The sequence below is a fragment of the Pseudomonas sp. PLB05 genome, assembly GCF_021106615.1.
In the GTDB taxonomy this organism is placed as follows: domain Bacteria; phylum Pseudomonadota; class Gammaproteobacteria; order Pseudomonadales; family Pseudomonadaceae; genus Chryseomonas; species Chryseomonas benzopyrenica.
In genome coordinates, this window is record NZ_JAJOHO010000001.1 from 421,819 (window position 1) to 433,974 (window position 12,156).

Below are 12,156 nucleotides of genomic sequence, written 5' to 3' on the forward strand. Positions count from 1 at the left end.
CCTGTAGGTTGGGTTGAGGCGGCTCCATCGCCGAAGCCCAACAGGGCCTGCCTTCGTACCAAGTGGAAAAGGCTGCGCCGTTTTCCACCCTACGCAGGGTCAGGCGGGCGCCCCCTCTCCCTCCGGGAGAGGGCCGGGGTGAGGGCCGCCCACATTCCAGCCTACCCCTCGTTCTCCGCCCGATACCCCCGCACATGCTCCACCAGCGCCCGCAGCTTGGGCGCCAGGTTGTGGCGATTCGGATAGTAGAGATAGAAGCCGGGAAAGGGCGGCAGGTAATCTTCCAGCACCCGCTCCAGTTCGCCACGGTCCAGATAGGGCCTGAAGGTGTCTTCCATGCCAAAGGTGATGCCGCCGCCGGCCAGGGCGGTGCGTACCATCAGCAGCATGTCGTTGGTGGTGATCCGGGGTGCAACCGCCACATCGAAGGCGCGACCGTTCTCGCTGAATTCCCAGCGCCAGGGCGCCACCTCCGGTGCCGGGCGCCAGCCGATGCAGCGGTGGTCCGCCAGGTCACGCGGATGCCGGGGTCGGCCATGACGGGCGAAATAGCCAGGGGTCGCCACCGCCACTTCGCGCTGCGGTCCGGTCACTGGAATGGCGATCATGTCCTGCTCGATCACCTCGCCTAGCCGTACTCCGGCATCGAAACCACGGGCGACGATATCGAATTCCTCGTCGGTAACGGTGATGTCCAGGGTCACCTCCGGATAGGCCTCGACGAAGCCGGCCAGCAGCGGGCCATCGAGAAAGCGCTCGGCGATGGAGGTGACCGCGACTCGCAACAGGCCCCGCGGTGGTCCAGCGTGGCTAGCGTCTTCCAGGGCGCCCAGCAGACCGGCCAGGGGGCCTGCGACCTGCCGTTGCAGGCGTTCACCGGCCTCGGTCAGGCGCACGCTACGGGTGGTGCGCTGCACCAGCGAACTGCCCAGTTCGTCTTCCAGACGGCGGATGGCCTGGCTGACTGCGGAGCGACTGACGCCCAGGCGATCAGCCGCCACCCGGAAATTCTCGGCCGTGGCCACCACGACGAAGACCTTGAGCAGATTCAGATCGGTGTGCATTGGTGAGTCTGGCTAACCATGGCAGTCAGGAGCGGGGGAATTTTCACGACAATGAGCCTTCGCTAAGGTGGTGGCAAGCCTGGAAGGGCGCAGTGCTGGAAGGGCACGCAGCTGACCAGCAGGTCGTCCAGGCAATCCACCCCAATTCGAGAGGAACACCTCATGACTATCGATAAGGTCGTACTCATCACCGGCGCCTCCAGTGGCATAGGCGCGGGCATCGCGCGTGAACTGGGCGCGGCCGGCTGCAAGCTGCTGCTCGGCGCTCGCCGCAGCGAACGGCTGGAGGCCCTGGCGGCCGAGATCAACGCCGCGGGTGGCGAAGCCGCCTGCCGCCGGCTGGACGTCACCGACAGCGCCGACGTGGCCGCCTTCGCCGAGGCAGCTCGCGAGCGCTGGGGCCGGGTGGACGTCATCGTCAACAATGCCGGCATCATGCCTCTGTCGCCCCTGGCTTCGCTCAAGACCGAGGAGTGGATGCAGATGGTCGACGTCAACATCAAGGGCGTGCTCAACGGCATCGCCGCGGTGCTGCCGGAATTCACCGCGCGCGGCGCTGGCCATGTCATCAACCTGGGCTCCATCGGCGCCCTGTCGGTGGTGCCCACGGCGGCGGTCTATTGCGCCACCAAGCACGCGGTACGGGCGATCTCCGAAGGACTACGGCAGGAGCGTGACGATCTGCGGGTCACCTGCATCCATCCAGGCGTGGTGGAAAGCGAGCTGGCCTCGACCATTACCGATCCGGCGGCGCGAGCGATGATGGACGGCTACCGCGCCATCGCTCTGCAACCCGACGCCATCGGCCGGGCCGTGCGCTACGCCATCGAGCAGCCGGACGACGTGGACGTCAACGAGATCGTCGTCCGCCCGACCCGCAGCGCCAACTAGACCGTTTCGGCCAGGGCTTCGAGAAAGCGCTCCAGCACCAGATTCGGCCGCCGACCCTTGCGGGTGACGGCGGCCAGGGTGGTGTCGAAGTGGAAGCGTTCGGGATCGAGGGCGCGCAACTGGCCCTGGGCCACCCAGGGCTGGGCGACGTGGTCGGGCAGGTAGCCGATGTAGCAGCCGGTGAGGATGAGAAAGGCCACGCCTTCGCGATCCGAGGCCCGCGCCGTGCAATTCAGCGCGGCATGGCGCTCGTGGCCGTCCTGGTTGAGCAGATGGTTGGGGCCTACCGCATCCTGGGTGGCCAGGGTGCTCTCGTCCAGCGCCGCGTCGGCCACCGCGAACAGCGGATGACTGCGGCTGCAATAGAGCAGCGCGCGCTCTTCGTAGAGCGGCAGGTAGTCGAGACCGGCCAGGGCATTGATCAGCGGCAGCACGCCCAGGTGCAGGTGGCCGTCGAGCACGCCGGTCTCGATCTCGCCGGGCAGGGTCATGCCAATGTTGACCACCACCCCCGGCGCAGTACGCTTGAGCGCCGCCAGGGCATGGGTGATGCGCATGTGCGGCTGGGTCACCAGGTTGTTGATGATGCCTAGGTTCAGCTCGCCACGCAGGTGCTGGTGCAGCTGGTTGACCTCGCTGCGAAAGCCTTCCAGGGCGGCGAACAGCGACTGGCTGGCCTTGAGCACTTCGCGGCCTTCGTCGGTCAGCGAGAAACCGGCGCGACCGCGCTGGCAGAGGCGCATGCCCAGGCGCTTTTCCAGGTCGTTCATGTGCAGGCTGATGGCCGAGCGGGTGATGCCCAGGCGACCTTCGGCGGCGGTGAAGCTGCCGCATTCCACCACCGTCTTGAACAGCCGCAGCAGGCGGATCTCGAAATCGCCGACTTGGGCGAGCAGGGCCTTGCGCGTCGTCTTCATGGCTGCCACCGCAAATGCGGGACAGCATAAGGCGCCGCTTGGCACGGCGCCAGCGACTGGCTTCAGGCGCCGATCAACACCCGGCTGCGCTGCTGGCTGACCTGCTTGACCAGCCAGACCGCGGCGATGCAGCAGAGCAAGGTGATCAATGTCAGGCACAGGCGAGTGCCCAGATACTGGGCGAAATTCTGCTCACCCAGCAGGCGACCCAGCACCCGGTAGGCACCAGCCAGATAGCCGTGCAGAAAATAGATGGCGAAGCTGTAGGCACCGAGCAGGGCCATACCCTTGGCCAGACGGCCGTCCGTACGTCCCGTGGTCTTGACCTGCTGGCTGAAGACGGCGAAGAGCAACAGGCACAGCGCCAGTTTCTGCAGGCCATAGAAGGCACTGTCGAGTACCGCCGCACCGCTCAGCAGCACCAGGGCCGCCAGCAGCCAGTAGCGCGCCTGGGGGCGCTGCAGGCGTTCGCGCTGTTCGCAGGCCAGCATGCCGCAGAGGTAGATCGGCAGGAAATGCAGGGCGGCCAGCAGCGGATCGGCATCGTTGGCCGGGCGGTCGGACACCAGGAAATAGAGCAGGCCGACCATGGTCGCCGCCGGTAACAGGCCACGCTGGACGATCCACTCCAGGACCGGCGCGAGCAGGAAGATCAGCGTCAGTGCCGGGATGAACCACAGCGGGCCCAGGTGGGCGCCAGTGGCCAGCAGCAGGGCGGTCTGGGCGAAGGGCGGCCAGTCATGGAAGGCGTTCATGTCGATCCACTCATGCTCCTGCTTGAGCCCGGAAACATAGAGCAGCACGGCAGGAATCGAGATCAGCAGGTAGGGCAGGATGACGTTCTGCAGCTTCTTGCCCAGATAGACCTGGTAGCTGTATTTGCCGAGGTTGTAGCGAAAGAAGAAACCGGAGAGGGCGACGAAGATGCAGGTGGTTTCCAGCGATAGCAGATTCAATGCGATCTGCTGGTGCTCGGTGGTCTGGTAGCTGCCCACGGTCATGTGGTGGAAAACGATAAGGACGGCCGCCAGGCCGCGGATCCAGTTGAGCTGAATCAGCATGGAGAGGTTTCCTTGAGGAATAGGTAAACCACGCGCTCTGCCTCGGAGGAGGGGCACGGGTTAGCGAAAGCGGACAGTGGGGTACGCGGCAGAGACGGCGGACAGGCTACCGCGCCCGGCAGGACTACGCGCCGGGAAAAGAGGTGAGGCGAGGAGGCCTCGGCGCCACGGGACTACGGTGGCAGGCGGCCAGCTTAAAGTGTTTCAGGCAAATTACTGATTACTAATCAAATTTGTTGTTTTCAAGATGTTTCTGTCGATGGAGTTGGCACGCCCATGACCTCTGGCCAGGGGTTTCTCAGTCATGGATCGAAGCTGACGTTGGGTCTGGTAGGCACACCAAGCAGGGCTCACTGTCAGCCGACTGCCATACCGCGCAACAGATCCTGTTCGAGAAAGCTGAGAAAGCGCTGGCGGAACAGCATGGTGTGTTCATGGGCTGCGGCTTCGGCCTCGTCGCCGTCCTGGTGTTCGATGGCGGCGACGATACGATCATGGTCGCGACCGAGCTGGGTGGAGCCAGCACTGTTCATGATGTAGTCGAAGTGCAGGTGCAGCAGTCGCTGTCCCTCGCCCAGCAATCGGTCGTAGCTGGCCGTGAGATAGGCATTCTTGCCGGCACGGGCGATCTCCAGGTGGAAAGCCTTGTTCAATTCCGACATGGCCTGGAAGTCACCGCTGGCGACCGCGTCCAGGTAGCGCGCGTCCGCCTGTTTGATCAGGTCCAGCTCGCGCGGTGTCCGCCGGATGGCGGCCAGGCGGGTTACGGCGCGCTGCAACAGATCCAGCGCGGACACGTAGTTGGGGAATTCCTCGATCTCGAAGGGCGTCACCAGCAGGGTGCGATTGGGCAGGATGGTGACCAGGCCCTCGCTTGCCAGGCGCGCCAGGGCGTCGCGGACCGGCGAGCGTGACAGCCCGAACTGGGTGGCCAGCGATGTTTCGTCCAGGGGCATCCCTGGTTTGAGCTGCAGGGTGAGAATCTGCCGGCGCAGCTCTTCATAGATGTAACGCCCACCGTGACGGCGGGCGGCAACGGTGGGATCAGCGTCTTTGGGAGCCATCGAGGAGTTCTTCACGCTCGGAGGTTGGAGGGCCAGTCTAGCATCGCGTTTGCAGCGCTAACCGAACCCGGCGCCCCAGGTATCGCTGAGCATGAAGCCGGCCGCGAGCGGATCATCCGGATCAATGCCGAGTTGCTGTAGCCCATAGAGCCAGGCACGCCCGGTGACCCTGGGCAGGACCGCCGGCCGACCCGCCACTTCGGTCAGTCCGCGCAAGCCAAGAGTGAATTCGCCGCCAATGGTCGAGCGTGAGGTGAGCTGATCGCCTACCGCGACCAGTCCGCGCGCGGCGAGGGTGGCCAGATTCGCCGAGCTGCCGGTGCCGCAGGGCGAGCGATCCACCCGGCCTGGCGGCAAGGTGGTGCAGGTCTGGTAGGTGCAGGCGTCCAGGCGCTTGCGGAACATCACGTAGGCGATCTCGTTCACGCTGGGCAGCAAGGGATGCTGTACGCGCACCTGTCGCCCGATCTCGTGCTTTAGTTCTACGCCGAGTTCGGCCAGCTCTCGGGCATGCTCCGGCGCGATGCTCAGCCCGACCTGATCGACATCGATCAGCGCGTAGTAGACCCCACCGAAGGCCACGTCTACCGTCAGGGTGCCATGCTGGGCGGTAGGGACCTGCAGATCCAGCGCCTCGACGAAGGCCGGCACCATGTCCAGGGAGACATTCAGGCAGCGGCCGTCACGGCACTCGGCCTGGGCCACCACCAGACCGGCCGGTGTATCCAGCGTCACGGTGGTCAGCGGCTCCTGCATCGGCAGGATACCCAGCTCCAGCAGCGCCGTGACCACGCAGATGCAGTTGCTGCCTGACATGGGATGGGCCTTGTCCGCCTGCAGCACGATGAACCCCGCCTGGGCCTCCGGGCGGGTCGGTGGCAGCAGCAGATTGACCGACATCTGCAGGCAGCCGCGCGGTTCCAGGGTCACCAAGCGCCTCAGGCTGTCGTCCACCTCGTTGAGGTAATTCATCTTGTCGAGCATGGTCCGGCCGGGCACGTCCAACACGCCTGCGGTGATGACCTTGCCGATCTCGCCTTCGCAGTGGACGTCGGCCAGCTGCAACGTTTTCTTCCAGCGCATGGTAGCTGTCCTACTTGATGTACCAGCCCCAGGGCTGGTCGCTGTCGTAGCGGGTGATCTGCTTGGTTTCCAGGTAGTTCTGCAAGCCCCATTCCCCCAGTTCGCGACCAATGCCGCTCTGTTTGTAGCCGCCCCAAGGGGCCTCGGTAAAGGTTGGCTGCGAGCAGTTGATCCAGACGATACCGGCGCGCAGGGCCCGGGCTACCCGCTCGCAGCGGGCCAGGTCGCGCGACATCACGGCGGCGGCAAGACCGAAGCGGGAGTCGTTGGCGCTGTGTACCGCCTCTGCTTCATCGTCGAAGGGCCGCACGCAGACCACCGGACCAAAGATCTCCTCGCGCCAGATCCAGCTGTCCTCGGCGACATCCGCGAAGACCGTGGGTTGCACGTAGTACCCGGTGGTCAGGTGCGCCGGGCGCTCGCCTCCGGTGACCAGGCGAGCGCCTTCTTTGCGGCCGCGGGCGATGGCGGCGAGCACCTTTTCGTGCTGACCGCGACTCACCAGCGGACCGAGCAACACACCCGCCTCCAGACCCTGACCCAGGGTGATGCGCTGGGCCTCTTGCGCCAGGCGTTCCAGCAGCGGCTCATAGAGGGCACGCTCCACCAGCACACGTGAGGTGGCCGAGCAGACTTCGCCCTGATTCCAGAAGATGCCGAACAGGATCCATTCGACAGCGGCGTCGAGCTCGGCGTCGGCGAAGATGACGAAGGGCGACTTGCCACCCAGCTCCAGGCTGATGTTTTTGATGTCGCGCGCGGCAGCCTGCATGATCCGGCTGCCGGTGGGCACGCTGCCGGTGAAGGCCAGTTTGTCGACGGCCGGATGCTCGGCCAGCGGGGCGCCCGCGTCCGCGCCCAGGCCGGTGACCACGTTGAGAACCCCGGGTGGCAATCCGGCCTGGTCGCAGATGCCGGCCAGTTCCAGGGCGGTCAGTGGAGTCAGCTCCGACGGCTTGAGCACCAGGGTGCAGCCGGCGGCCAGGGCTGGAGCGACCTTCCAGGCCGCCATCAGCATCGGGAAATTCCAGGGGATGATGGCACCGGCAACCCCGATGGGCTCCTGCCGGGCGACGGCGCTGAAGCGCGCATCGCTCAAGGCGATGGTTCGCTCGCGGTCCCGGTCCAGGCGTTCGGCCTGGTCGGCATAGAAATCGAAGCAGCCGGCGGCGTCACCGATGTCCCACAGGGCTTCGGGGAGTGGCTTGCCATTGTCGCGCACCTCCAGCTCGGCGAGTGACTGCTGGCGCTCGCGGATCATCGCGGCGATGCGGCGCAGCACGGTCGTCCGTTCGGCGCCGCTCTGCCGCGGCCAGGGCCCTTCGTCGAAGGCGCGACGGGCCGCGTGGACAGCCAGGTCGATATCCTCGGCGGTCGCCGCGGCGACCTGGGCAAGGGGAGTCTCAAGGGCCGGATCGAAGGTCTCGAAGGTGCCGCCGCGCAACGGGCGAACCCAGTGGCCATCGATGTACAGGTGGTCGTAGCGAACCATCAGCGAAGTCCTGTCAGAAGCGCGAAGCGCGGAAAGGGTGGAGATCAAGGGTGCTCGTGCGTCCCCCGGCGAGATCGGCGATCAGCCGTCCCGTGGTAGCGCCCAAGGTCAGGCCGAGCTGGCCGTGACCGAAGGCGAGCAATACATTGGTCAGGCGCTGGCTGCGGTCGATGATCGGCTTGGTATCGGGTAGGAAGGGCCGATAACCCACGCCATATTCGAGATCCGTAGTCCGCAGCTGTGGCAGCACACGCCGCGCCTTTTCCAGAATGATGTCGGCCCGGGCGAAGTTGGGTTTGGCGCCCTCGCCGGCGAATTCGATGGTGCCGCCGATCTGCAGGCCGCGGGTCATGGGCGCGAAGCAGAAACCGCCGTCGGCATAGATGGTGGAGTGGTGGATCTCGACTTCAGGCTCTGGCAGCACCACCTGGTAGCCGGCGATTCCTGCCAGGGGTATTGAAAGTCCGAGCTGGCCAAAGAAGGCCCGCGCCCCATTGCCCGCGGCGATGACCACCCGCTCGGCCGGCAGGCGGCGCCCGTCGGCCAGCGTCACCCCGGTGGCCTGTCCCTGGTATTCGTCTATCCGCGTCACCCGCTCGCGAATCCGGCGGCCACCCGCCTGTTCAAAACTGGCGGTGAGGGCGGCGATGAAGCCTTCGGTATCGCTGACCGCTCGCCAATCGGGAAACAGCAGGCCGTGCTTGAACCGACCGGCGAAGGCGGGCTCCAGATCGGCGATGGCGGCGGCGTCCAGTTCTTCCACCTGGAAACCCAGGCGCTCACGCAACTCGAAGTGGTGACGCTCCTGGGCCAGTCCCTGAGGCGTGTCGAACACTTCGAGGATGGGCCGCTCGCCGAGCAGGCTACGGTCGGGACAGGCTTCCAGCAGTATCCCGTAGTCGCGGTAGACGTCGCGGGTCAGGGTCGCCAGTTCCGCGGCGATTTCCTGGATGCGCGTCGGCCGGGCGCAAGCCAGGAATCTCAGGAACCACGGCAGGATGCCAGGTAGGGCGCTGGGCCTTAGCGCCAGCGGACCCCGCTGGTCCAGCAACCAGCCGGGCAGCTTCTTCAGGATGCCCGGCTTGGACAGAGGCACCACCTCGCTGACGGCCATCTGGCCACAGCTCCACTTGGCCGTGCTGTCGCCTGGTGCGGCGGGGTCGACCAGCGTCACCGCCAGCCCATCCCGTTGCAGCCAGAGGGCGCAACACACCCCGACGATACCGCCCCCGACCACTATCGCGGTCCGGGGAGCGCCTGACTCCTGGTTCATAGTGCTCTCTCGCTGAATGGCGACCTGTCATGCGGACCGGATGGCGACACATCCCGCCAGGCGGGCGAAGGCGCCTCCACGGTACCCGCGTGGTATGGCTCTGGCCTTTCCTGCGCCTGGCCTGTGAAGCCGCCGAAGCTGGGGTTCATGGAAATCCTCCACCACCCCTTTGTGCCGGGGTGGGCTATCCCGTCAGCGCTGCGAGGCTTCGAAGACTGCGCGGAAGTCTGCCTTCTCGGCGTCGCTCAGCGGTAACAGCGGCAGGCGGGCGTTACCCGAGTTGAACCCGGCCAGCTCGCAACCGTACTTCACCTTCTGGATGAACTTGCCCTGCTCCATGCTCGCCATCACGGGGAACAGCGAACGCATGACCGCCTGGGCACCTGGGATATCGCCGGCCGTGAAGGCCTTGTGGAAGGCGACGATCTGATCCGGGAAACAATTGGCCGGCCCGCAGATCCAGCTGGTGGCGCCCCACAGGAAGAAGTCCAGTGCCTGGTCATCCGAGCCGCAGGACAGCTGGTAGCCGCCCTTGAAGGTCTCGGTGATCTCGATGGCGCGCAGCAGATTGCCGGAGCTTTCCTTGATGCCGATGACGCGAGGATGGTCGCGGAAGGCTTCCAGCACCGAAGTGCCGACTTCGACGTTGGTGCGGATGGGGTAGTTGTAAAGGATGACGTTGATGCCGGCGAAGGTGTCCAGCACGGTCTGATAATGGTTGATCAGCTCTTCCTGGGTTGGCAGGGCATAGAAGGGCGGGGCCAGCAGGATGTTGCTGAAGCCGCACTCGATGGCCTGGCGAATCTGCTCGATCACTTCACGGGTGCTGGCACCGTTGCAGTTGGCGATCAGGGTGCCCTTGCCTTCGGCTACCTCCTTGACCGTCTGCAGGACCAGGCGCCGTTCGGCGTTGTCGAGGGCGTAGTACTCGCCGGTGGAGCCCAGCGCCACGAAGCCGGATACACCAGCCTTGAGCTGGTAGTCGACGATGGAGGCTAGCGTCGCGCAGTCGACGTGGCCGGCCTTGTCGAAGGGGGTGACGAGAGCGGGAAGGATGCCGTGCATGTCCATGGAGTTGCCTCTTCGGGATGGGGGTTCAGTAGGCGAAGCGTCTCAGCAGCCGGGCCTCGACGAGGCCGACCAGACGGGTCAGGGGAAAGGCGATGCAGAAGTAGATGACGGCGACCGCCGAGAGGAACTCGACCGGACGCGCCGTGCTGTTGGAAAGGTTCTGGCCGACGAACATCAGGTCCGCCACCCCGACCGAGGAGATCAGGGCGCTTTCCTTGAACAGGCTGATGACGTTCGAGAGCAGCGGCGGTATGGCGCGCAGCAGCGCCTGGGGGAAGATCACATAGAGCACCTTCACCCCGGGCGTCAGGCCGAGTGCCACGCAGGCATCGTGCTGTTCGCCGGCGATGGACTTGAGGGCGCCGCGAAAGGTCTCGCTGGTGATCGCCGCCATGAACAGCGTGAGGGAGATCACTACCGAGACATAGGGCGAGATCGACAGGCCGAACACCACCGGAAAGCAGAAGAACACCCAGAACAGTTGGATCAGCAGGGGGGTGCCGCGAAAGAACTCCACATAGAGCCGAACCGGCGCCCGCAGCAGGCGGCTGGGCGCCAGCTGCACCAGGCTCAGCCCGAAGCCCAGCAGGCTGCCCACCAGGGCGCAGCCGAGGGTGATGGTCAAGGTCAGTCCCAGCCCCTTGAGCAGCACCTGCCAGTAGCCGAGGACGATGGAGAAGTCGAGTTGCATATCCATCTCAGCGCTCCAGGGCCGCGTCTTGGCGGCGTTCGACGAGGCGCACCAGCTGGGCGATCGGCAAGGACAGGGCGAAGTAGATCAACGCGATCAGCGAGTAGGTTTCCAGCGGGCGATAGGCTTCGGTGGCGATGGACTTGCCGATGTACATCAGGTCGGCCACGGCCACGATGGCGACCAGGGCGCTCTGCTGGAGGATGCCGATGCCATTGGTCATCAGTACCGGCAGGGCACTGCGCAACGCCTGCGGCAGCACCACATAGAGGGTGCGGTTCAGCGGTCCCAGGCCGAGAGCGACGCTGGCATCCAGATGCTCACGCGGCACGGCCTGTACGCCGGCGCGGTAGGCCTCGGCATTGAAGGCGGTGAGGTTAAGGCCCAGCGCCAGCACGCCCATGGTGATGGGGTCGACGAAGACGTTGAAGAGCATGGGCACGCAATAGAAGAACCAGACGATCTGCAGCAGGACCGGGGTGCAGCGGAAGAACTCGATGAACAGCTGGGCGGGCAGCCGTACCAGGCGCCAGCGATTCAGGGTCAGCAGGCACAGCAGGAAACCCAGCACCAGGCCCATGAGATTGGCGGCCAAGGCGAGTTGCAGGGTCACCTTGAGGCCCTGCCAGAGCGGGCCCAGGGTGCCGTTGAGAAAATAAAAGTCGAATTGGTAGTTCATGGCGCCGTCCTCAATCCAGGTGCAAGACCTTTTCCAGGAATTCCCGGGTGCGGGGCTCGCGCGGACGCCTGAACAGTTCCTCGGGCGGGCCTTCCTCGACCGGTCGGCCGTTGGCGCAGAACACCACCCGGGTCGCGATGTGTTTGGCGAAGTGCATGTCGTGGGTGACGATGATCATCGCCATGCGCTGCTCGGCCAGCTGCAGCATCACGTTCTGCACCTCGATCACCATTTCCGGGTCGAGGGCGGAGGTGACCTCGTCGAAGAGCATCAGCGCCGGTTCCAGCATCAGCGCGCGGGCGATGGCGACGCGCTGCTTCTGGCCACCCGACAGCTGGCTGGGATAGGCGTGCAGCTTGCTTTCCAGGCCCAGTCGGGCGAGGTACAGCCGAGCCTTTTCGGTGGCTTCGGCGCGCGACAAGCCGCGTACCTTCATGGGCGCCAGGACCAGATTGCCCAGCACCGACAGGTGGGGAAACAGGGTGTAGTGCTGGAAGACCATGCCGATCTGCCGGTGCAGTACTCGATCCAGCACCTGACTGCGTCCGTTGCGACCTTCTATATAGGGCTGGCCCTGGAAGTGGATGCGGCCATCCTGGATGCTTTCCAGCCCCATCATCACGCGCAGCAGCGAACTCTTGCCGCTGCCACTCGGGCCGATGATCACCAGACGGTCGTCGGCACGCATGTCCAGGCAGAAGTCGTCCATGACCTTGAGCTCCGGACCATAGCTCTTGCACACGTGCTGGAACTGGACGAAGCCATCGGGACCCGGGCGGGCCTCCGGTGCGGCGGTGGCAAGGGGCGTCGGCATGATGGAAACGGCTTTCATAGGGGCGAACTCCGGTAAGGACTCGTCAGGACGAGTCC

Annotated in this window: 12 protein-coding genes; 1 reads left to right on the forward strand and 11 read right to left on the reverse strand. The window is 65.3% G+C overall.

The annotated features are described in order from the left end of the window. Window positions 1–161 precede the first annotated feature (161 nt). On the reverse strand, window positions 162–1,064 hold the full coding sequence (locus tag LRS53_RS01955) for a LysR family transcriptional regulator (RefSeq protein WP_231354763.1): 903 nt from the start codon (window positions 1,062–1,064) through the stop codon (window positions 162–164). A gap of 162 nt (window positions 1,065–1,226) precedes the next feature. Between LRS53_RS01955 and LRS53_RS01960 the strand changes: the two genes are divergently transcribed. Further along, window positions 1,227–1,955 carry an SDR family oxidoreductase gene (locus LRS53_RS01960; RefSeq protein WP_231354764.1) on the forward strand — a complete coding sequence of 243 codons (729 nt, stop codon included), beginning with the start codon at window positions 1,227–1,229 and terminating at the stop codon, window positions 1,953–1,955. Here LRS53_RS01960 and LRS53_RS01965 read toward each other — a convergent pair. The 10 genes from LRS53_RS01965 to LRS53_RS02010 form a co-directional block, all read right to left on the reverse strand. Beyond that, entirely contained in the window at window positions 1,952–2,872 is a 921-nt protein-coding gene (locus tag LRS53_RS01965) for a LysR family transcriptional regulator (protein WP_231354765.1), read from the reverse strand. The two genes, LRS53_RS01960 and LRS53_RS01965, sit on opposite strands and share 4 nt — an antisense overlap. Before the next feature lie 62 nt (window positions 2,873–2,934). Beyond that, on the reverse strand, window positions 2,935–3,933 hold the full coding sequence (locus LRS53_RS01970; protein ID WP_017642036.1) for an acyltransferase family protein: 999 nt from the start codon (window positions 3,931–3,933) through the stop codon (window positions 2,935–2,937). Window positions 3,934–4,289: 356 nt separating this feature from the next. Further along, a complete protein-coding gene (locus tag LRS53_RS01975; RefSeq protein WP_064308347.1) occupies window positions 4,290–4,997 on the reverse strand; it encodes a GntR family transcriptional regulator in 708 nt (235 codons plus the stop codon). 57 nt (window positions 4,998–5,054) lie between these two features. Continuing rightward, a complete protein-coding gene (locus LRS53_RS01980) occupies window positions 5,055–6,080 on the reverse strand; it encodes a proline racemase family protein (protein ID WP_231354766.1) in 1,026 nt (341 codons plus the stop codon). 10 nt (window positions 6,081–6,090) lie between these two features. Beyond that, the gene (locus LRS53_RS01985) at window positions 6,091–7,572 is read right to left on the reverse strand and encodes an aldehyde dehydrogenase family protein (protein WP_231354767.1); all 1,482 of its coding nucleotides are present in this window, start codon (window positions 7,570–7,572) and stop codon (window positions 6,091–6,093) included. Between the two features lie 13 nt (window positions 7,573–7,585). After that, window positions 7,586–8,845 (reverse strand): NAD(P)/FAD-dependent oxidoreductase, encoded by a 1,260-nt coding sequence (locus LRS53_RS01990; RefSeq protein ID WP_231354768.1) that lies wholly within the window; start codon window positions 8,843–8,845, stop codon window positions 7,586–7,588. Window positions 8,846–9,037: 192 nt separating this feature from the next. Continuing rightward, the gene (locus tag LRS53_RS01995; RefSeq protein ID WP_231354769.1) at window positions 9,038–9,916 is read right to left on the reverse strand and encodes a dihydrodipicolinate synthase family protein; all 879 of its coding nucleotides are present in this window, start codon (window positions 9,914–9,916) and stop codon (window positions 9,038–9,040) included. Window positions 9,917–9,941: 25 nt separating this feature from the next. Beyond that, window positions 9,942–10,607, reverse strand: a complete 666-nt coding sequence (locus LRS53_RS02000) for an amino acid ABC transporter permease (protein WP_158890917.1) — start codon at window positions 10,605–10,607, stop codon at window positions 9,942–9,944. Window positions 10,608–10,614: 7 nt separating this feature from the next. Then, the gene (locus LRS53_RS02005) at window positions 10,615–11,286 is read right to left on the reverse strand and encodes an amino acid ABC transporter permease (protein WP_231354770.1); all 672 of its coding nucleotides are present in this window, start codon (window positions 11,284–11,286) and stop codon (window positions 10,615–10,617) included. 10 nt (window positions 11,287–11,296) lie between these two features. Next, window positions 11,297–12,118, reverse strand: a complete 822-nt coding sequence (locus LRS53_RS02010; protein WP_442968469.1) for an amino acid ABC transporter ATP-binding protein — start codon at window positions 12,116–12,118, stop codon at window positions 11,297–11,299. Window positions 12,119–12,156 lie beyond the last annotated feature (38 nt).